This is a genomic window from Delftia sp. SD018 (assembly GCF_017355445.1).
GTDB classification, from domain to species: Bacteria; Pseudomonadota; Gammaproteobacteria; order Burkholderiales; family Burkholderiaceae_C; genus Comamonas; species Comamonas acidovorans.
Map to the genome: position 1 here is coordinate 373810 of NZ_JADDRN010000001.1, position 19984 is coordinate 393793.

Annotated in this window: 18 protein-coding genes; 15 read left to right on the forward strand and 3 right to left on the reverse strand. The window is 62.3% G+C overall.

Features of this window, described 5'->3' with window-relative positions:
* From INR38_RS01675 to INR38_RS01700, 6 genes are all read left to right on the forward strand, one after another.
* Complete coding sequence (locus tag INR38_RS01675) at nt 1-933, forward strand: AraC family transcriptional regulator (protein ID WP_016450966.1); 933 nt, start codon at nt 1-3, stop codon at nt 931-933.
* Nucleotides 934-1209: 276 nt separating this feature from the next.
* Nucleotides 1210-1860 carry a c-type cytochrome gene (locus tag INR38_RS01680; protein ID WP_065345545.1) on the forward strand — a complete coding sequence of 217 codons (651 nt, stop codon included), beginning with the start codon at nt 1210-1212 and terminating at the stop codon, nt 1858-1860.
* A 139-nt stretch (nt 1861-1999) separates the two neighbouring features.
* Nucleotides 2000-4183: a cytochrome c biogenesis protein ResB gene (locus INR38_RS01685; protein WP_207441702.1), complete on the forward strand. Its 2184-nt coding sequence runs from the start codon at nt 2000-2002 to the stop codon at nt 4181-4183.
* A complete protein-coding gene (gene ccsB / locus INR38_RS01690; RefSeq protein ID WP_012207385.1) occupies nt 4180-5520 on the forward strand; it encodes a c-type cytochrome biogenesis protein CcsB in 1341 nt (446 codons plus the stop codon). Before INR38_RS01685 ends, ccsB begins: the two co-directional genes overlap by 4 nt.
* Nucleotides 5521-5694: 174 nt before the next feature.
* Nucleotides 5695-6675, forward strand: coding sequence for a protein-methionine-sulfoxide reductase catalytic subunit MsrP (gene msrP / locus INR38_RS01695; RefSeq protein WP_207441703.1), 981 nt, complete (start codon nt 5695-5697; stop codon nt 6673-6675).
* 13 nt (nt 6676-6688) lie between these two features.
* A complete protein-coding gene (locus INR38_RS01700) occupies nt 6689-7309 on the forward strand; it encodes a protein-methionine-sulfoxide reductase heme-binding subunit MsrQ (protein ID WP_207441704.1) in 621 nt (206 codons plus the stop codon).
* Here INR38_RS01700 and INR38_RS01705 read toward each other — a convergent pair.
* The gene (locus INR38_RS01705; RefSeq protein ID WP_012207382.1) at nt 7306-8133 is read right to left on the reverse strand and encodes an MBL fold metallo-hydrolase; all 828 of its coding nucleotides are present in this window, start codon (nt 8131-8133) and stop codon (nt 7306-7308) included. The genes INR38_RS01700 and INR38_RS01705 overlap by 4 nt on opposite strands.
* Before the next feature lie 91 nt (nt 8134-8224).
* The gene (locus INR38_RS01710) at nt 8225-8506 is read right to left on the reverse strand and encodes a lipoprotein (RefSeq protein ID WP_080518227.1); all 282 of its coding nucleotides are present in this window, start codon (nt 8504-8506) and stop codon (nt 8225-8227) included.
* Nucleotides 8507-8518: 12 nt separating this feature from the next.
* On the opposite strand from INR38_RS01710, the gene cyaY reads away from it, so the two are divergent.
* Nucleotides 8519-8857 carry an iron donor protein CyaY gene (gene cyaY, locus INR38_RS01715; RefSeq protein WP_012207381.1) on the forward strand — a complete coding sequence of 113 codons (339 nt, stop codon included), beginning with the start codon at nt 8519-8521 and terminating at the stop codon, nt 8855-8857.
* A 79-nt stretch (nt 8858-8936) separates the two neighbouring features.
* On the opposite strand, the gene INR38_RS01720 is transcribed toward cyaY, so the two are convergent.
* On the reverse strand, nt 8937-11261 hold the full coding sequence (locus INR38_RS01720; RefSeq protein WP_207441705.1) for a penicillin-binding protein 1A: 2325 nt from the start codon (nt 11259-11261) through the stop codon (nt 8937-8939).
* 371 nt (nt 11262-11632) lie between these two features.
* Between INR38_RS01720 and INR38_RS01725 the strand changes: the two genes are divergently transcribed.
* The 8 genes from INR38_RS01725 (at nt 11633) to aroB (ending at nt 19984) form a co-directional block, all read left to right on the forward strand.
* Complete coding sequence (locus INR38_RS01725; RefSeq protein ID WP_043795715.1) at nt 11633-12712, forward strand: pilus assembly protein PilM; 1080 nt, start codon at nt 11633-11635, stop codon at nt 12710-12712.
* Complete coding sequence (locus tag INR38_RS01730) at nt 12709-13320, forward strand: PilN domain-containing protein (protein ID WP_013800760.1); 612 nt, start codon at nt 12709-12711, stop codon at nt 13318-13320. Before INR38_RS01725 ends, INR38_RS01730 begins: the two co-directional genes overlap by 4 nt.
* Entirely contained in the window at nt 13320-13997 is a 678-nt protein-coding gene (locus INR38_RS01735; protein ID WP_034397004.1) for a type 4a pilus biogenesis protein PilO, read from the forward strand. Before INR38_RS01730 ends, INR38_RS01735 begins: the two co-directional genes overlap by 1 nt.
* A complete protein-coding gene (locus INR38_RS01740) occupies nt 13997-14545 on the forward strand; it encodes a pilus assembly protein PilP (RefSeq protein ID WP_013800762.1) in 549 nt (182 codons plus the stop codon). The genes INR38_RS01735 and INR38_RS01740 overlap by 1 nt, the downstream gene beginning before the upstream one ends.
* Nucleotides 14542-16689 carry a type IV pilus secretin PilQ gene (locus INR38_RS01745; RefSeq protein WP_207441706.1) on the forward strand — a complete coding sequence of 716 codons (2148 nt, stop codon included), beginning with the start codon at nt 14542-14544 and terminating at the stop codon, nt 16687-16689. The genes INR38_RS01740 and INR38_RS01745 overlap by 4 nt, the downstream gene beginning before the upstream one ends.
* Before the next feature lie 23 nt (nt 16690-16712).
* The gene (locus tag INR38_RS01750) at nt 16713-18140 is read left to right on the forward strand and encodes an Ig domain-containing protein (RefSeq protein WP_207441712.1); all 1428 of its coding nucleotides are present in this window, start codon (nt 16713-16715) and stop codon (nt 18138-18140) included.
* 65 nt (nt 18141-18205) lie between these two features.
* Entirely contained in the window at nt 18206-18736 is a 531-nt protein-coding gene (locus INR38_RS01755) for a shikimate kinase (RefSeq protein ID WP_013800765.1), read from the forward strand.
* Between the two features lie 129 nt (nt 18737-18865).
* Entirely contained in the window at nt 18866-19984 is a 1119-nt protein-coding gene (aroB, locus tag INR38_RS01760; RefSeq protein ID WP_207441714.1) for a 3-dehydroquinate synthase, read from the forward strand.

A 19984-nucleotide genomic window follows, 5' to 3' on the forward strand; every position in this document is an offset into this window, starting at 1 on the left:
ATGACCAGCCCACGCCGCCGCACACCCCGCCAGCGTCACCCTGAACTGGAGCGCGATTTTGTGCGAACGCCCGCGCTGGGCTATGAGGATATGGAGGGCAGCGGCCTGGTGCGCTGCCTGGCACATGGTTTCCCAAGCCCCCTGGTGCGCTGGCATTTCCATGAGGAGTACGAGCTGCACCTCATCACCGACACCTCGGGCCGCGCCTTCGTGGGAGACTGGATAGGACCCTTCGAGCCCGGCCACCTCGTGCTGTGCGGCCCGCGCCTGCCGCACAACTGGATCTCGTTCGATGCGCCCGATGGGGGCTCGCCTGCACGCGATTACGTGATCCTTTTCAACCACGACCCCATCGCCCGTGCGGCCGAGCAGATCCCGGAGATGCGCGAGGTGCTTCAACTGCTGGACCGTGCGCGCCATGGCATCGAGTTCTTCGGCTTGGCGCAGACGGCGCGCGCGCACTGGGATGCGGTCAGGAGTGCGCGCGGAATGCGCCGCTTCACGGCCTTTTGCGCGCTGTTGTCCGATCTGGCCGAGTGCACCGATTACCGGCTGCTGTCAGCCGTGCAGATGCAGGGCGCCCAGGGCGAGGCTCAGGTGGACCAGATCAACGAGGTGGTCAACCGCATCATGGCGCGCGTGAGCGAGCCGCTGAGCCTGGCCGACGTGGCGGCCGAGCTGGGCATGAGCGAGAGCCGCTTCAGCCGCTTCTTCCGCAGGGCCACGGGCAACAGCTTCACCGACTTCGTCAGCCGGGTACGCATCAACAGCGCATGCCACCTGCTCATGCAGACCGACAGCTTCATCGCCGACATCTGCTACCAGGTGGGCTTCAACAACGTGGCCAACTTCAACCGGCGCTTCCTGGAGATCAAAGGCATGACGCCCTCGGAGTTCCGCCGCCAGGCGGACAGCCGCTTCGGCGCGGGTTGAAGCGACGGGGAAGCGGAATCTGGCGCGCACGGGTGTGGTATTGCGCGCCACATGGGTAGAGCCCTTATTGCCGCGCTGGCACAGATCGATATGCTGGGCTGCGAAAAACATATGTTCAGTACCGAATCCGTGGCCAGTTTGTGACCACGATCAAGGAATATGTTTTCCTCTGTGCGCAGGGGCGAAACCAGGGTTCCTGACGATATCAATCACAGGGGACCCCATTGTAGAATCCGCCGAATTTTGCGCTTTCAACAACAGAACCACGCCCTCGATATGAAGTTGCTTGCCTCTTTGCTGACGGCTGCCATTCTTGCTGCAGCCCCCGCCTTTCCCGCTTTCTCCGCTGGCGAGGCACCTGCTGCCTCGGCACAGCCGAAGGCGGCCAAGGCCGACCTGGCGAAGGGCGAGGCCAGCTACACCGCCGTCTGCGCGGCATGCCATGCGGCCGACGGCAATTCCACCATCCCGCTGCAGCCCAAGCTGGCCGGCCAGCATCCCGAGTACCTGGTCAAGCAGTTGCTGGAGTTCAAGGACGACAAGCGCAAGGACCCGGTGATGAAGGGCTTTGCCAGCATGCTCAGCGAGCCTGACATGAAGAACATCGCCGCCTGGCTGCACACGCAAAAGCCCAAGGACGGCTTTGCCAAGGACAAGGACCTGGTGGCCATGGGCGAGCGCATCTACCGCGGCGGCATCCAGGAGCGCAACATTGCTGCCTGCGCGGGCTGCCACAGCCCCAACGGCGCCGGCATTCCAGCTCAGTACCCGCGCCTGGCGGGCCAGCATGCCGACTACACCACGACCCAGCTCACGGCCTTCCGTGACGGCAAGCGCGGCAATAGCATTCAGATGACGCAGGTTGCTGCCAAGCTTAACGATCGCGAAATCAAGGCCGTGGCAGACTACATCGCTGGCCTGCGTTGATGCGATCCCGGGGCCGACGCGGTTCCCAGGGTAATCACCGGGAACCTATTGCTTTATAGACACCCCAAGCCAGGCGGGTCCATCGCATGAATGCAGATGGTCCCGCTTTTTTCATTCGGGTTTTGGCTTTTCGTTCTTCATGTCAGACAACTCTTCCGGTGCCGCTCTTGCTCCCTCCCGCCCGCAGGCCGCGCGCGCGACCCTGGAGCTGCTGGCATCGATGCGCTTCGCGATCTCGCTGCTGACGGTCATCTGCATTGCCTCGGTGATCGGCACTGTGCTCAAGCAGCATGAGCCGGTGGGCAACTACGTCAACCAGTTCGGGCCTTTCTGGGCCCAGCTGTTCCTCGCGCTCAAGCTCAATGCGGTCTACAGCGCCTGGTGGTTCCTGCTGATCCTGGCCTTTCTGGTGATCAGTACCTCGCTGTGCGTGGCACGCCATGCGCCCAAGTACCTGGCCGATCTGCGCAGCTACAAGGAAAACGTTCGCGAACAAAGCCTCAAGGCCTTCGGCCACCGTGCGCAGAACGTGGTGCCCGGCAGCACGCAAGAGGCCGCCAGGCGCCTGGGCCAGCAGCTGGTATCGGGCGGCTGGAAGGTGCGGCTGCAGCAGCGCGATACGGCGGCCGGTCCCGGCACGGGCTGGATGCTGGCGGCCAAGGCGGGCGCGGCCCACAAGCTGGGCTATATCGCGGCCCACAGCGCCATCGTGCTGATCTGCCTGGGCGGGCTGTTCGATGGCGACCTCATCGTGCGCGCGCAGATGTGGCTGGGAGGCAAAACACCTTATACCGGCGGTGGCCTGATCTCCGAGGTGTCCGAGCAGCACCGGCTGAGCGAGCGCAACCCCACCTTCCGAGGCAACCTGCTGGTGACCGAAGGCGGCACGGCAGGCACGGCCATCCTGTCGCAGTCCGACGGCGTGCTGCTGCAGGAGCTGCCCTTTGCGGTGGAACTCAAGAAATTCATCGTGGAGTACTACTCCACGGGCATGCCCAAGCTGTTTGCCAGCGAGGTCGTCATCCACGACAAGGCCACGGGCGAGAAGCTGGAAAAGCGCATCGAGGTCAACCACCCGGCCAGCTACCGCGGCATCGAGATCTACCAGTCCAGCTTTGACGACGGCGGCTCGTCGGTGAAGCTGCGCGCCGTGCCGCTGGAGGCGGGAGCCAAGCCCTTTGATGTCGAGGGCGTGATCGGCGGATCGGACCAGTTCGTGCGCAAGCTCCCGGACGGCAAGGACGAGACAGTGACGCTGGAGTTTGCCGAACTGCGCACCATCAACGTGGAGAACTTCGGCGGTGGCGGCGGGGCCAATGGCAGCGGCACCGATGTGCGCAAGGTGGATCTGAAGCAGGCCATCGACGAGCGCCTGGGCGCGGCCCACAAGACCGTGACCAAGAAGGAGCTGCGCAACATCGGCCCCAGCATCCGCTACAAGCTGCGCGATGCCTCGGGCCAGGCGCGCGAGTTCCAGAACTACATGCTGCCCGTGGACACGGGCGACGGCCAGCGCGTGTTCCTGCTGGGCGTGCGCGACAACCAGGCCGATGCCATGCGCTATCTGCGCATTCCCGCCGATCCCGAAAGCGAGATGGACACCTTCCTGCGCCTGCGCAGCGCGCTGCAGGACCCCCGGCTGCGCGAGCAGGCTGCCAAGGCCTATGTGGCCAAGGCCATCGATTCCTCGCGTTCCGAACTCAGTGGCGCGCTGGCGCAGTCGGCCACCAAGGCGCTGGAATTGTTCGCGGGCCAGACCGACAAGAAGGGGCCGGACGGCAAGCCGCTGGGCGGGCTGCAGGCCATCTCGGACTTCATGGAAAGCAATGTGCCTGCGGCCGAGCGCGAACGCGCGGGCGAGGTGCTGGTGCGCATTCTCAACGGCGTGCTGTTCGAGCTGGCCCAGATCGTGCGCACGCAGGCGGGCCAGGCGCCCCTGGAGCCCAGCGAGCAGACGCAGTCCTTCATGACCCAGGCCGTGTTCTCGCTCAGCGATGCGCAGTTCTACCCCATGCCCATGGTCTTCATGCTGCAGGACTTCAAGCAGGTGCAGGCCAGCGTCTTCCAGGTGGCGCGCGCCCCGGGCAAGAACGTGGTGTATCTGGGCTGCCTGTTCCTGATCATCGGCGTGTTCTGCATGCTGTACGTGCGCGACCGCCGCCTCTGGATCTGGCTCACGCCCCGCGATGGGGAAAGCCATGCCGAAATGGCCTTGTCCACGAATCGCAAGACACTCGATGGTGATAGAGAATTCGCCATGCTGGCCGGCAAGCTGATAGGCGCCGAGCCCATCCACAAGAAATCCCCCGGAGGTTCCGCATGAACACCGCCACTACCACGACGACTTTGACGCTCAACGAGGGCTTCTTCGCCCGCCGCAACTGGTTCGACTGGGTGTTCGCGGCCCTGGTGGCGGCGGGACTGCTGTATGCGCTGCAGCGCTATGGCGAGTACATGGATGTCTACGAAAAGTGCATCCTGGTCGGCACCATTCCCTCGGCCATCTGGCTGGGCTGGTTCTGGCGCCCGCTGCGCGGGCTGATGCTGGTGGTGGCCGGGCTGTCGCTGCTGGCCATCGGGCTCTACCAGGGGCCTGAAGGGGCGCAACTGGCGCGCTCGGACACGGTGTTCGGCCTCAAGTACTTCCTGTCAAGCCAGTCGGCCATCCTCTGGATGAGCATGGTGTTCTTCATGAGCACCGTCTTCTACTGGATCGGCATGTTTGCGCGGGGCGAGGGCACGGCGCTGTCGCTGCTGGGCTCGCGCCTGGCCTGGCTGGCCGTGACGCTGGCGCTGGTGGGCACCATGGTGCGCTGGTACGAGAGCTATCTGATCGGCCCCGATGTGGGCCACATCCCGGTCAGCAATCTCTATGAAGTGTTCGTCATGTTCTGCTGGATGACGGCGCTTTTCTATCTCTATTACGAACAGCACTACGACACGCGCGCCCTGGGCGGCTTCGTGATGCTGGTGGTCAGCGCGGCCGTGGGCTTTTTGCTGTGGTACACGCTGGTGCGCGAGGCGCACGAGATCCAGCCGCTGGTGCCGGCGCTCAAGAGCTGGTGGATGAAGCTGCACGTGCCGGCCAACTTCATCGGCTATGGCACCTTTGCGCTGGCAGCCATGGTCTCCTTTGCCTACCTGATCAAGCAGCAGGCCACGGAGACCCGTTGGTACAAGCTCGCGCCGCTGTGGATGCTGGGTGTGGTGCTGTGCTTCGAGCCCATCGTCTTCCGCCAGGGCGCGACCCAGAACGGCGGCAGCTACTGGATGGTCTACTTTGGCATCTCGGCGCTGATCGTGGCCGGCATCCTGCTGGCGCGCAAGCGCATCGCCGAGCGCCTGCCCAGCTTCGAGCTGCTGGACGATGTGATGTACAAGTCCATCGCCGTGGGCTTTGCCTTCTTCACCATCGCCACCGTGCTGGGCGCGCTGTGGGCGGCCGAGGCCTGGGGCGGCTACTGGAGCTGGGACCCCAAGGAAACCTGGGCACTGATCGTCTGGCTCAACTACGCGGCCTGGCTGCACATGCGCCTGGTCAAGGGCCTGCGCGGCACGGTGTCCGCCTGGTGGGCGCTGGGTGGACTGGCCATCACCACCTTCGCCTTCCTGGGGGTGAACATGTTCCTGTCGGGGCTGCACAGCTACGGCGAGCTTTGAGCCACCGCAGTGGCAGTGGCAAGATAAGGGCAGCGGCATGCGTTCAGGCGCATGCCGCTTTTTCGTGCACCATCGCATCGGTGCCGCAGGGAACTTGCGCGCGCCCGCGAGGCTCCCAATCGCCATATCGCCAGCAATAGCGCCCCGTGCCCGCCGGCACACCAGGAGATTCCCATGCTGATCCGCTCCCACAACAACGGCTTCCAACACCCGCAAGGCAGCGAGATCACGCCCCGGGCAGGCTACCTCAAGCGCCGTGCCTGGCTGCAGTACCTGGCCGCAGGCTCGGCGGGCGCGGCATTGCCCGGCTGGGCGGCGGGCGTGCAGCGCCCCGGCAAGCTGGCGGCACTGGCCTCCGTGCCTTCCCAGGTAGTGGGCGCAAACACCATGGACCGTGTCACGGCCTATGCCGATGTGTCCCAGTACAACAACTTCTATGAATTCGGGCTGGACAAGGACGATCCCGCCAAGAACGCCCACACGCTCAAGACCCGCCCCTGGACGGTGAAGATCGAGGGCCTGGTCCAGCAGCCGCAGACGCTGGACCTGGATGCGCTGCTCAAGCTCGCGCCACAGGAAGAGCGCATCTACCGGCTGCGCTGCGTGGAGGGTTGGTCCATGGTGATTCCCTGGGTGGGCTATTCCCTGGCCGAGCTGCTGCGCAAGGTGCAGCCGCTGGGCAGTGCCAAGTATGTGGAATTCGTGACCCTGGCCGACAAGGCGCAGATGCCGGGCCTGCGCAGCGGCGTGCTGGACTGGCCTTACACCGAGGGGCTGCGCCTTGATGAAGCCATGCACCCGCTGACGCTGCTGGCCTTTGGCATGTATGGCGAGGTGCTGCCCAACCAGAATGGCGCGCCCGTGCGGCTGGTCGTGCCGTGGAAGTACGGCTTCAAGAGCGCCAAGAGCATCGTCGCCATCCGCCTGACCGACAAGGAGCCGGGCACGGCCTGGAACAAGGCGGCGCGCAACGAGTACGGCTTTTATTCCAATGTGAACCCCGACGTGCCGCACCCGCGCTGGAGCCAGGCCACGGAGCGGCGCATTGGCGAGGATGGCCTGTTCGCCAAGAAGCGCAAGACGCTGCTGTTCAACGGCTACGAAGCCCAGGTGGGCCAGCTCTACACGGGCATGGATCTGAAGAAGTTCTATTGATGCGGCCCATGCAATGACGGTGTTACAGCGCCTTTTGCTGCACCGGGCGGCCAAGCCGCTGGTGTTTCTTCTGTGCCTGCTGCCGTTTGCGTGGCTGCTGGCTGGAGCCATCCTGAACACGCTTGGCGCCAATCCGGCCGAGGCCTTGCTGCGCTCCACCGGCGACTGGACCTTGCGCTTTCTGTGCGTGGTGCTGGCCGTGACACCGCTGCGCCAGGCGCTGGGACTGACGGCACTGGCGCGCTTAAGGCGCATGCTGGGTCTGTATGTGTTCTTCTACGCGCTGCTGCACCTGCTGTGCTATGCATGGTTCGACATGGGGCTGGACTGGGGCGAGATCGTGCTCGACATCCCGAAGCGCCCATTCATCCTGGTGGGCTTTGCGGCGCTGCTCTTGCTGACTGCTCTGGCGGCGACTTCACCGCACCGTGTCATGCGCGCCATGGGCGGCAGGCGCTGGCAGTGGCTGCACCGCTGTATCTATGCGGTCGCGCCGCTGGCCCTGTTGCATTTCTTCTGGATGCGCGCAGGCAAGAACAACTTTGCGGAGGTCGGCGTGTACGCCGCCATTCTTGCGCTGCTGCTGGCCTGGCGCGTGGTCCATGCACTGCGCCGCCGGCGCGCCAGGCGCTAGCCGGCCACGGCGCGCAGGGCAGGGCGCAGCTGGCGGGTCACGGGGTCGATGTCCGCCATGGGCAGCTGGTAGTTGCGCTGGTCGAACAGGTCGATGCCGCACTGCAGGCCTTCGAGCCAGTTGAACAGGTCGGCAATCGCCTTGGCACCCATGATGGGCGCGCCGTGCTGGGGCACGATCATGTCGATGGGCAGCTGGCGCGCCATCTGCACCCACAGCCGCAGGATCTTGTTGGAGACCATGTATCGGCGGTGAAAACCTTCCATGCGGGCGATGTGCGGCACGAGGTCGGTCACGGGCACCTGCGCCTCGATGCCGTTCATCAGGGACACGCCGAGGTCACCCGTGAAGAGGATGCGGCTGACCGGGTCGTAGAAGTGGAAGTTGCCTTCGGCATGCAGGAAGTGGGCGGGCAGCAGGTGCAGTTCATGGCGGCCCAGCGGCAGCCGGCCACCGGCGTCCGGCACGCCGATCACGCGGTTTTCGGTCTTGCCGACCTTGGTGAAGTGGGGCGCGAAGCGCTCCCAGATGCGCGAGATCACCAGCTGTGCCTTGGTGCTGGTCATCCAGCGGTCCAGCGAGGCAATGATGTCGGGATCGGCGTGGGAAGCGATCAGATAGGACAGCTTGTGCGGCGCGAAATGCCGCGACATGCCCATGAACAGCTCGTTGAATGCGAGATTGCCGCCCGGGTCGATGATGGCGCCCGTGTCGTCATCGACGATGAGGAACTGATTGGCCTGTATGGCCTGTCCATCTTCCTCGATGAGGTCGGTGAACATCAGGCAGGCGTGGTTTTTGTCTCGGTAGAGCTCTACGGGCATGGCGGGTTGTCGAGGGACAAGAGAAAGTCACTCTAAGCGCCATGCCTGGCCGCGGTGTTGATGTGCATCAAGCCGCGGCGCGGCTGCCGACTCAGTCGGCCTGCTGCTTGCGGGAGTCCGTGGTGCCGGTGGGTGTCGAGCTTTCCTCTACAGCGGCACTTGACGGGCCTGCGGGCAAGGTGGTGGGTGCAGGCGCGGGCGTTGCACGCTCGGCCGGGCTGGAAATGCCCAGGGTCTGCGGCAGTGTGGCGCGGTGGCTGGCCGCAGGCGAGCTGGGCAGAAACAGCGGGCCTTTCTGGCCGCAGGCGGCCAGGGACGCCGCACAGGCGCCAAGGGCAATGCACCTGACTAGAATTTGCGAGGCTTTCAACATAAGCGAATTGTAATGACCGACCAAGAATTTCTGGATCTTGCCGAACGACTGCTGCTGGCGGTGGAGCAGGACTGCGATCGCATCAACGATGAAACCGATGCCGACCTCGATGCCCAGCGCGTGGGTGGCATGGTGACCCTGGTCTTTGCCAACCGCAGCCAGATCGTGATCAACCAGCAAAAACCGCTGCACGAGATCTGGCTGGCGGCCAAGGCCGGCGGCTTCCACTACCGCTACGACGCGGCGCAGGGCGCCTGGCTCGATACCAAGGGCGCGGGCGAGTTCTTCGCCAACCTGAGCCGCTACGCCACCGAGCAGTCGGGCCTGGCGCTGCAGTTCTCGGCACGCTGATCCGCCGTTATCGGCAGGCTCCATGAAGAAAGCCCGGCATGGCCGGGCTTTCTTGCGTGGTCAACCGCTTGTGTGGCGGTCAGTTGCGGAAGAGATCGAGGATGCGGTTGCGCTCCTCGGTGGCGGGCGGGGGCGTGGCGCCTGCAGCGCCGCCCGTGGAGGCGCTGTCCATGCCCAGGCTGCTGACGCCGCCGTTGCGCGCGTTTTCCTCGTAATACCACTCGCCGCCCATGTTCACGACGCCAGGGGGCACAGGCATCTCCGCCACCGGCACGCCCTTGAGGGCATGCTGCATGAAGCCGATCCAGATGGGCAGGCTCAGGCCGCCGCCCGTCTCGCGGCTGCCCAGGTTGCGCGGCGTGTCGTAGCCGATCCAGGACACGGCGGCCAGCGTGGGCTGGAAGCCTGCGAACCAGGCATCCACCGAATCGTTGGTCGTGCCCGTCTTGCCATACAGGTCGGGGCGCTTGAGCGTGGACTGCGCGCGCGCTGCCGTGCCCACGCGCGCCACGTCCTGCAGCAGGCTGTCCATGATGAAGGCGTTGCGCGCGTCGATGGCCTGGGGCAGTTCCTGCACCGGGGGCGGTGTGAATTCGGACAGGATGCGGCCCTTGTGATCGGTGACACGGGCAATCAGCCAGGGGTTGACGCGGTGGCCGCCATTGGCGAACACGGAGTAGCCGGCAGCCAACTGCAGCGGCGTGACCGCTCCGGCACCCAGCGCCATGGTCAGGTAGGCCGGATGCTTGGCTGCGTCAAAGCCGAAGCGCGTGACCCACTCCTGTCCCTGCTTGGGTCCCACGGCCTGCAGCAGGCGGATGGAGATCATGTTCTTGGACTTGTTCAAGCCCGTGCGCATGGTCATCGGCCCGTCGTAGCGGCTGTCGTAGTTCTTGGGCTCCCATGGCTGGCCACCCGTCACGCCGGCGCTGAAGAACAGCGGCGCGTCATTGATCATGGTGGAAGGCGAGAAGCCTTTTTCCAGTGCCGCAGAGTAGATGAAGGGCTTGAAGGCCGAGCCGGGCTGGCGCCAGGCCTGGGTCACGTGGTTGAACTTGTTCTTCTGAAAGTCGAAGCCGCCGATCAGGGCGCGCAAGGCGCCTGTCTGGGGGGCCAGGGCCACGAAGGCGCCTTCCACTTCGGGCAGCTGCGTGATTTCCCAGGTGTTCTTGGGCGTCTTGACCACGCGGATCACGGCGCCGGGACGGATCTTGATGTTGGGCGGTGCCTTGGGGTTCAGGCCCGATTCGGCGGGCTTGAGGCCTTCACCCGTGATCTCGATCTGTTCGCCGTCGGCGCGTGCTGCCAGGATCTTGCGCGGATTGGCATCCAGCACCACGGCGGCGAGCACATCACCGTTGTCCGGGTGGTTGGCCAGGGTGTCGTCAATGGCGTCTTCACGGTCCTCGGCGTCGGCCGGCAGGGCCACGAACTTTTCGGGACCGCGGTATTTCTGGCGGCGCTCGTAGTCCATGATGCCGCGGCGCAGCGAGGCGTAGGCGGCTTCCTGTTCGCCGGCATTGATGGTGGTGTAGACGTTCAGGCCGCGCGTATAGGCTTCGTTGCCGTACTGGGCAAAGATCAGCTGGCGTGCCATCTCTGCCACGTATTCGGCATGTACGCGGGTGTTGAAGGAGCCCGTGCGGATCTTCAGCGGCTCGGCCTTGGCTTCAGTGGCCTGGGCGGAGGTGATGAAGCCGTTTTCCTCCATGCGCTCGATGATGTAGAGCTGGCGCGAGCGGGCGCGCTTGGGGTTGCTGATCGGGTTGTAGGCCGATGGTGCCTTGGGCAGGCCTGCCAGCATGGCCGCCTCGGCCACCGTGATGTCCTTCAGTGGCTTGCCGAAATAGGCTTCACAGGCAGCAGCAAAGCCATAGGCCCGATTTCCCAGATAAATCTGGTTCATGTAGATCTCGAGAATCTGGTTTTTGCTCAACAGATGCTCTAGCTTAAAAGTCAGTAAGACTTCGTAAATTTTGCGTGTAAAGGTTTTCTCGGAAGACAGATAGACGTTGCGCGCCACCTGCATGGTGATAGTCGATGCGCCCTGGCTTTTCACGCGGCCCAGATTGGCCAGCGCGGCGCGGGCCATTCCCTTGTAGTCCACGCCGCCATGCTCGAAAAAGCGCGTGTCTTCAATGGCCAGCACGGCGTCGGTCATCACCTTGGGGATGTCCTGGATGGGGGTCAGCGTGCGTCGCTCCTCGCCGAATTCACCCAGCAGGGCGCCTTCGCTGGAGTACACGCGCAGCGGCAGCTTGGGCCGGTAGTCGGCCAGCTCGGACACGTCGGGCAGGTTGGGATAGGCCATGGCCAGTGCCACGGCCACGGTCAGCATCAAGGCCAGCGCGCCGGCGACGGCGATGCCCGCCAGCCATAGCAAAGCCTTGGGAAACCAGTGCATGGGCTTGGATGGGGCGGAGCGAGGCTTTGCAGCCTTGGGTTCTCGGGAGTCTGAAGACGGCATGTCGCAGGGAGTGCTGAGGAGTGCCGCATTATAAAAATGCGTGCCCCAGAAGGTCGGTAGGAGACGGCTGCACACGGTTGCCAGCATGGCCGCAAGCCACGCATCCTAAGCCAGGCGTGCAGGCCGACATGCAAGCAGGGGTGCATTCATGTCGCATTTGATGGCCCGCAATAATGTCTGTTTTTGGCCACTAGCGCCTAGCGTGCTCCGGCCGGCATGGTGAGCTGCGCGCAGTCTTGCTGATAGCATTCAACCTATATGTGAAGGTTTGTTGCGTTCTTTACATACACAAGAAGAGGGAGGGCAAGTTGATTGCTATGGGATCCTTATTCAGTCGCCAGCCCGCACCTTTGCTAGGCATCGACATCAGTTCTTCGAGCGCCAAGCTCGTTGAGCTGTCTCGTGCCAAGTCGGGCGAACTGTTGCTGGAGCGCTGTGCCATCGAACCGCTGGAGCGGGGATGGATCACGGACGGCAACATCGAAAAGTTCGATGAAGTGGCAGAGGCTGTACGGCGACTGGTCAAAAAAAGCGGCACGCGGACCAAGAACGTGGCCATGGCCTTGCCGGCCTCGGCCGTGATCACCAAGAAGATTTCGCTGCCGGACGGCATGAGCGAGCAGGAACTGGAGGTCCAGGTCGAATCCGAGGCCAATCAGTACATTCCTTTCTCGCTCGATGAAGTGAGTCTGGACTTCTGCGTGATAGGCCCGTCATCGAATTCACCCGGCGACGTGGACGTGCTCATTGCCGCATCGCGCCGCGAGAAGGTCCAGGACCGCCAGGGCCTGGCCGAGGCGGCTGGCCTCAAGCCGACGGTCATCGACATCGAGCCCCACGCCTCCCGCATGGCGGCTGCACGGCTGATCGAGCGCCTGCCCAATCAGGGCAACAACGCCCTTGTGGCCTTGTTCGAGTTGGGCGCCATGACGACCAGCATGCAGATCCTGCGCGACGACGAGGTGCTGTATGACCGGGACCAGGCTTTTGGCGGCGCACAGCTGACGCAACTGATCGCGCGCCAATATGGTTTCTCGCTCGAAGAGGCCGAGTCCAAGAAGCGCAGCGGTGAACTTCCGGAGGACTACGCGTCCGCCGTGCTCAAGCCCTTTGTGCAAAGCATGACGCAGGAAGTGTCTCGCGCACTGCAGTTCTTTTTCACCAGCACGCCCCACAACCGCATAGACCACATCCTGCTGGCAGGCGGCTCGGCCCCACTTTCCGGCCTGTCCGAGGCCATCACGCAGCAAACGGGGTTTGCCTGCAGCCTTGCCAATCCCTTTGATGGAATGGAAGTCGGCAGCGGCGTACGCCTCAAGCGCATGTCGCGCGAGGCCCCCGCCTACCTGACCGCCTGCGGACTGGCCATGCGGAGGTTTGTCTCGTGATTCTGATCAATCTGCTTCCGCACAGAGAAGCAACACGAAAGCGCCGCAAGGAAGCATTCCAGGCCACCATGGTCCTGTCGGCCCTGGTGGGGCTTTTGATCATTGGCGCGGTGTACTGGTGGTACCAGATGATGATCGAGGCCCAGCAGGCCAAAAACAGCATGCTGCGCGCCCAGATCACCGTGCTGGAGTCCCAGATCAAGGAGATCGCGGGGCTGGAGGATGAGATCACGGCCCTGCGTGCACGTCAGAAGGCCGTGGAAGATCTGCAGTCCGACCGCAATCTTCCGGTGCACATGCTCAACGAGCTGGTGGCGCAGTTGCCCGATGGCGTCTACATCACCAGCATCAGGCAGGAAGGTCTGTCTGTGACCATGCAGGGTACGGCGCAGTCCAATGAGCGGGTTTCCGAAATGCTGCGCAATCTGTCCGAAGGAACGCCCTGGATCTCCAAGCCGGATCTGGTGGAGATCGTGGCCAGGACGGTCAATGTCACGCCCAAGGACCAGCGCCGCGCTGCTGCGTTCAATCTGCGCTTTCAACTGACGCGCGCCAGTGTGGCGGAAAAGAGCCTTTCGACGCCGGCCAACCCAGGAAAGCCCCAGTGATGGCCAAGAAGAAAAAGAAAGACATCGACTTCTCCGCACTGCAGGAGAACATCCAGCGCCAGTTCCGTGGTCTGGATCCCAATGACCCGTCGCGGTGGCCTGTGTTGCCGCGGGCGCTTTTGTGTGTGGCCATCGCGCTGGCTGTGGCCGCCGTGCTCTGGTATGTGCTGATCAAGGACTACGAAGACACCTTGGAGCAGGAGCGCAATACCGAAGTCACGCTGCGCCAGGACTTCAGCCAGAAGCTGTCCAAGGCCGTCAGCCTGGATGGCCTGAAGAAGCAGCGTGAACAGGTCCAGCAGTATGTGACGCAACTGGAAAAGCAATTGCCCAGCAAGGCGGAAATGGCGGCGCTGCTCTCGGATATCAATCAAGCAGGGCTGGGCCGCAGCCTGCAGTTTGAAACCTTCCGGCCTGGTGCGATGGTGGTCAAGGAGTACTACGCCGAGTTGCCCATTGCGTTGAAGGTCACGGGCCGCTTCCATGACATTGGATCCTTTGCGTCCGATGTGGCCTACCTGTCACGCATCGTGACCTTGAACAATCTCTCGATCGTCCCCGTGGGCAAGGAAGGCAGCGAAGTCTTGAGCATGGAGGCGACGGCACGGACCTTCCGCTACCTGGATGCCGACGAGGTGCAGGCGCAACGCGCGGCTGCAGGGAAGGGCAAGAAATAATGAGACACATGCGTTTCAGCGGCTGGCTCACGCTGGCAGCCTGCTTGGCCGTCTCAGGCTGCTCTTCTTCTGATCAGGAGGAGCTGCAGAGCTGGATGGCCCAGGAAAGAGCCAATGCCAAGCCTCGTATCAAGCCTTTGGAAGAGCCCAAGACCTTCACACCCCAGGCCTATCTTGGTTCTGATGGCATGGATCCTTTCAATCCCATGAAGCTGATGCAGGTGCTGCGCAGGGAGTCTGCACAGACTAGCGCCAATACCACCCTGATTGCTTCCGAACTCAATCGCCGCAAGGAACCGCTGGAGGCCGAGCCTTTGGATGCGATGACCATGGTCGGCAGTCTGGACAAAAAAGGCGTGCCTACAGCGCTTGTCAGGGTGGGGGCTTTGCTGTACCAGGTTCGGGCAGGAAATTACCTGGGGCAGAACTACGGCAAGGTTACCCGGATCACCGAGACGTCCATCCAGTTGCGGGAAATCGTCCAGGACGGCAGCGGCGACTGGATAGAGAGAAATAGCACACTGGAGTTGCAGGAGGGAAGAAAATGATGGGCACACATCGAAGCATATTGCACAAGGCTCGCTGGGGAATCGCCGTAGGCGGTTGGCTGCTGGGCTCCTTGGCATGGGCGCAGTCCGCGATAGAGTCGGTCTCCGGCTCGATTCAAGGAGGCACTGAGGTGGTGCGCATCGAGCTTTCCGAAGCGCTGGCTGCGGACCCGACCGGATTTGCAATCCAGTCGCCTGCACGAATCGCACTGGATTTCCCTGGTGCAACCAATGCCACGGGTAAATCGATGGTCGAGCTCAACCAGGGCAACCTGCGCTCCATCAATATCGTGGAGGCATCGGGCCGCTCCCGTCTGGTGCTGAATCTGAAGTCTGCTACGTCCTACCGCACTGAACGCCAAGGCAAGGCGCTGCTGATCCTGTTGGATCCGGTGGCGACGTCTGCCACAGTAAAGCCTTCTACCCAGCAGGGCGTGTTTGAAGCCAAGACAGCTGTTGGCAGTGATGTCCAGCCCATTCGGGATGTTGATTTCCGCCGCGGTAGTGACGGCTCGGGCCGTATCGTCGTGGGTCTGAGCAATAGCCAGGTCGGCGTGGATCTACGCCGCGAAGGCAAGGAACTGGTAGTCGATTTCCTGCGTTCTTCTTTGCCTGAAGGGCTGCGGCGCAAGCTGGATGTTGGGGATTTCGGAACGCCGGTGCAGACAATCTCTTCGGTGCAGCAGGGTGAGTCGGTGCGCATGCGCATCGCTCCCGTCGGCGACTGGGAGCACAGCGCCTACCAAAGCGACAGCCAGTTTGTGATCGAGGTCCGCCAGAAAAAGGTGGATGTGAGCAAGCTCACGCAGGGACCCGGCTACAGCGGTGAAAAGCTATCCCTGAATTTCCAGAACATCGAAGTGCGGTCGCTGCTGCAGGTGATCGCCGACTTCACGAACTTCAATATCGTGACATCGGACACGGTTTCTGGGGCATTGACCCTGCGTCTCAAGGATGTTCCCTGGGATCAGGCGCTGCAGATCATTATGGACGCCAAGGGCCTGGGCATGCGCAAGTCCGGCTCGGTGCTTTGGATTGCACCCAAGGATGAGATTGATGCACGTACCAAGCGCGACTATGAAGCCGCAATGGAAATTCAGAAACTGGAGCCACTGCGGACTCAGGGCTTTCAGCTGAACTACGCGAAAGCGGCCGATATTTTGTTGCAAATCACAACCAACACCAGTGGTGGCGGGGTCAGTGGAACTTCCACGAGATTTCTGTCTGAACGTGGATCTGCAATCTCAGAGCCCCGGACCAATCAACTATTTGTGACTGACACCCCTTCCAAGCTCGAGGCGATGAAGTCATTACTGGCGACGTTGGATGTGCCAGTGCGTCAAGTGCTCATCGAAGCGCGTATTGTGGAAGCCCGTGACACGTTTGGGCGTGCACTCGGTGTTCGACTCGGCGGCGGGGACTTGCGCGCCCAGCGCGGCGGCGATGGCGGCTACAGTATTGGCGGTGACAATCGCGTTGCCTTTGGCACAGGATTTGATAACGCGAATGCCGCTGCAGGTGCAGGAGGTACTGTTAATACTTCTGGTAGCTTTGTGAATCTTCCTGCATCCGTTTCGGGTGTTTCGGGATCTGGTACGTTTGCTATGTCCATTTTCAATGCGGCAGCCAATCGTTTTCTTACGTTGGAACTCTCGGCAATGGAAGCGGATGGTCAAGGCAAGATAATTTCAAGCCCTCGTCTCATGACGGCCGATCAGACCAAGGCGCTCATCGAGCAAGGTACCGAATATCCGTATTCAGTCACGGCGCCAAACGGCGCAACCACTATAGCTTTCAAAAAGGCTGTATTGAAGCTAGAAGTGACGCCGCAAATCACCCCTGAAGGTGATATTATTCTGGATTTGGATATCAACAAGGATTCTCGTGGTGAAACCACGACCCAGGGTGTGGCTATTGACACCAAGCATATCAAAACGCAAATTTTGGTGCAAAACGGTGGCACGGTGGTGATTGGCGGTATTTTTGAGTTGGAAGAAACTAATCAGGAAAACAAGATTCCATTGCTTGGTGATGTGCCTGTGCTGGGTAATCTTTTCAAGAGTCGCAGCAAAGCGTCATCTAAGAGGGAAATGTTGGTTTTCATTACGCCGAAGATGGTGTCTGACATTAGAAATAATCGTTGAATAATAGTGGAAGGTAGGTAATCATGCAAAAAATCATATTCGGTGCCATGCTGGCACTCGGTCTAGTCGGGTGTGGTGGTGGTGGTGGGAGTGCTGGAGAGACAAGTCAGCCTTACACCATTTCGTTGCGTGCGGATAAAACGCAGCTTCCGGTGAATCTGGGAAATACGGGCCCTGACATTGGTGCGAATGCGGCATATACAACAACGATGTATGTTGAGGCTCGACAAGGGAGCATGCCTATTCCTGGTGGAGACGGTATTTTTCAATGTGCGATGACTGCAGGCCTTGATTCGGCAGTCCTGTATTATCTGGATGGAACGGATAAAAAGGACGATAAAGGAAATATATCGGCCAGCCGTTCCATTGTGTTGGGCTCCAATTCTGGCAGTGCCACTTTCCATTTGCACGCAATCGACAAAGCTGGTGTGGCGAGTGTGACTTGCACGGTAACCGATCCTCGCGATAAGCGTCAGGTGAGCGCTGTTGCCAGTGTCAATGTCGGCGGTGCAGCGCAGGGGATTCCCGCCAGCACGCTGGCCGTGACCCAGACGCCTGGCTATCTGGGCTCCCGCGACAACCTCTCCAATCTGCGAAACAACGTCGCACTGGAAGTGAAGGTGGTCGACGACCGCAATCAGCCGGTCACTGGCACCAGTCCCAATGTGCAGGTTCGGATTTTGCCCAGCTCGGCTTATGAAGGTGCGCGCTTGATCTCTGGATCCAAGGCTGGCTCTTCGTTGCAAGTCAATTCGCTCAATGGCATTGCACAGCTGTCGCTTTCCAGTGGCCCCGATAGCGGCGCCATCGTGCTGGAAACGACCGTGGACCGCCGGGACAATGATGTCAGCAATGGCATTCAGGATCCCATCAGGGCCTATACCGTTGTGGGTGTCTACCATGAGATCGCCAAGACGCCTCTGGCCCTGCCTGATGGCTTGAGCATCACGGGTGTCAAGGACCAGCCTCTGGTGTACGGCTTTGCAGCAACAGGCGGCATTCCTCCTTACCGCTGGTCGACACTGGGCGGTGTTCCAGACGGTATGCGCCTGAGCAGCGACGGCGTGCTTTCCGGTACGCCGACTGTGGTCGGAACCTTCAACATGCTGGTACGTGTGCAGGACGCACAGGGCACCGTGGTCGACAAGACCGTGACCGTGACCATTGCGGCCAAGGCACCTCTGGCCTTCACTGCACCGACCATCTCTGGCGTCCGTGGTGTGGCCCTGGCGTACGCACTGTCGGCAACCGGTGGTACCGCTCCCTACACGTGGGTGAGTCTGGGTGGCACTCCCGAAGGGCTGGCGTTGTCCAGCGACGGCATCTTGTCGGGTACTCCGACGGCGGATGGCGCCTTCAACATGATCGTGCGCGTCACGGATGCCGACAACACGGTGATCACGAGGAACGTGACCATCACGGTGGCCAAGCCGGCAACCACGACGCCGTAAAGGCGATGCCGTTCGCGGCCATGGGAGATAATTTTGATTTCCCATGGCCCGTGCGGTAACAGCAAATGGATGTATCAGGCTTGGTAACCCGGGTGGCCCTGATCGGCCTGCCCGGCTCCGGCAAATCGACCATAGGGCGCCAGCTGGCGCGCCTGTGGTCGATGCGTTTTGTGGATGCGGATCATGTGGTCGAGCAGCGCATAGGCTGCAGCATCCGGGAGTTTTTCGAGCGCGAGGGCGAGCAGGCTTTTCGAGACATGGAGTCGCAGGTCATTGATGAGCTGTCGGCCTCCACATCCAGCCTGCTGCTGTCCACGGGCGGCGGTGTGGTGCTGCGCGAGCAAAACCGACGCCATCTGCATGCGCGCACCCAGGTCTTCTATCTGGATTGCACGCCAGAGGCCATCGCCGCGCGGCTGCGCAACGATGTGACGCGGCCCTTGCTGCAGGTGGAAGATCCGGCACTGCGCCTGCGGGAGCTGCTGCTGCAACGCGAGCCGCTTTATCTGGAGACGGCTCACTTCGTGATCCAGACATCGGGTCTGTCTGTGGCGCAGGCCGCCCAGCGCATCCGCATGCAGGCGGAACTGGCCTGAGCACAGTCAGGTGGAACACCAAAGGCCTCGGCACTTGCCGGGGCCTTTTTCTTTAAGATCGGCGGTTGCCGGGCGCGCTGCCGTGTCGCGCAATTCCTTTCACTCTTTCTGCCTTGGAGCGACACCATCTTGCCCACCGCTTCCTCCTTGCCTGCCGCCCAGGTCGTGACCATCGACCTGGGTGACCGTTCCTATCCGATCACCATCGGCACCGGCCTGCTGGACCAGGCCGCGACCTATGCCGCCCTGCCTTCTGCGGCCCAGGCCGTGATCGTCAGCAATGATGTGGTCGCGCCGCTCTACGAGCCCGCACTGCGTCGCGTGCTGGAACAACGCTACCGCAGCGTGCGTACCGTGGTGCTGCCCGATGGCGAGGCCCACAAGGACTGGCAGACGCTGAACCTGATCTTTGACGACCTGCTGTCCGGCGGCTGCGACCGCAAGACCGTGCTGTTCGCGCTGGGCGGTGGCGTCATTGGCGACATGACCGGCTTTGCCGCCGCCAGCTACATGCGTGGCGTGCCGTTCGTGCAGGTGCCCACCACGCTGCTGTCGCAGGTGGATTCGTCGGTGGGCGGCAAGACCGCCATCAACCATCCGCTGGGCAAGAACATGATCGGCGCCTTCTACCAGCCGCAGCTGGTGGTTTGCGACCTGGCTTCGCTGGACACGCTGCCCGTGCGCGAGCTGAGCGCCGGCCTGGCCGAGGTCATCAAGTACGGGCCGATCGCCGACATGGACTTCCTGGCCTGGCTGGAAGAGAACATGGATGCCTTGCTCGCCCGCGACCGCAGTGCGCTGGCGCACGCGATCAAGCGCAGCGTGGAGATCAAGGCCTGGGTCGTGGGGCAGGACGAGAAAGAGGCTGGATTGCGCGCCATTCTCAATTTTGGCCACACCTTCGGGCACGCGATCGAGGCCGGCATGGGCTATGGCAACTGGCTGCACGGCGAAGGCGTGGGCGCCGGCATGGTCATGGCGGCCGAGCTGTCGCAGCGCCTTGGCCTGGTGGATGCCGCCTTTGTGCAAAGGCTGCGCGTGCTGATCGAACGTGCGGGCCTGCCGGTGCGCGGCGCCGTGCTGGATGCGCGTGACAACGCTGGCCGCTATCTAGAACTGATGCGCGTGGACAAGAAGTCCGAGGCGGGCGAGATCCGCTTCGTGCTCATCGACGGCCCCGGCAAGGCCATCATGCGTTCGGCCCCTGACGCACTGGTGCGCGAGGTCATCAACGCCTGCTGCGCCTGA

Coding starts and splice junctions, on each gene's coding strand:
- INR38_RS01675 (WP_016450966.1), top strand. CDS start 1: ATGACCAGCCCACGCCGCCGCACACCCCGCCAGCGTCACCCTGAACTG.
- INR38_RS01680 (WP_065345545.1), top strand. CDS start 1,210: ATGAAGTTGCTTGCCTCTTTGCTGACGGCTGCCATTCTTGCTGCAGCC.
- INR38_RS01685 (WP_207441702.1), top strand. CDS start 2,000: ATGTCAGACAACTCTTCCGGTGCCGCTCTTGCTCCCTCCCGCCCGCAG.
- ccsB (WP_012207385.1), top strand. CDS start 4,180: ATGAACACCGCCACTACCACGACGACTTTGACGCTCAACGAGGGCTTC.
- msrP (WP_207441703.1), top strand. CDS start 5,695: ATGCTGATCCGCTCCCACAACAACGGCTTCCAACACCCGCAAGGCAGC.
- INR38_RS01700 (WP_207441704.1), top strand. CDS start 6,689: ATGACGGTGTTACAGCGCCTTTTGCTGCACCGGGCGGCCAAGCCGCTG.
- INR38_RS01705 (WP_012207382.1), bottom strand. CDS start 8,133: ATGCCCGTAGAGCTCTACCGAGACAAAAACCACGCCTGCCTGATGTTC.
- INR38_RS01710 (WP_080518227.1), bottom strand. CDS start 8,506: ATGTTGAAAGCCTCGCAAATTCTAGTCAGGTGCATTGCCCTTGGCGCC.
- cyaY (WP_012207381.1), top strand. CDS start 8,519: ATGACCGACCAAGAATTTCTGGATCTTGCCGAACGACTGCTGCTGGCG.
- INR38_RS01720 (WP_207441705.1), bottom strand. CDS start 11,261: ATGCACTGGTTTCCCAAGGCTTTGCTATGGCTGGCGGGCATCGCCGTC.
- INR38_RS01735 (WP_034397004.1), top strand. CDS start 13,320: ATGGCCAAGAAGAAAAAGAAAGACATCGACTTCTCCGCACTGCAGGAG.
- INR38_RS01740 (WP_013800762.1), top strand. CDS start 13,997: ATGAGACACATGCGTTTCAGCGGCTGGCTCACGCTGGCAGCCTGCTTG.
- INR38_RS01745 (WP_207441706.1), top strand. CDS start 14,542: ATGATGGGCACACATCGAAGCATATTGCACAAGGCTCGCTGGGGAATC.
- INR38_RS01750 (WP_207441712.1), top strand. CDS start 16,713: ATGCAAAAAATCATATTCGGTGCCATGCTGGCACTCGGTCTAGTCGGG.
- INR38_RS01755 (WP_013800765.1), top strand. CDS start 18,206: ATGGATGTATCAGGCTTGGTAACCCGGGTGGCCCTGATCGGCCTGCCC.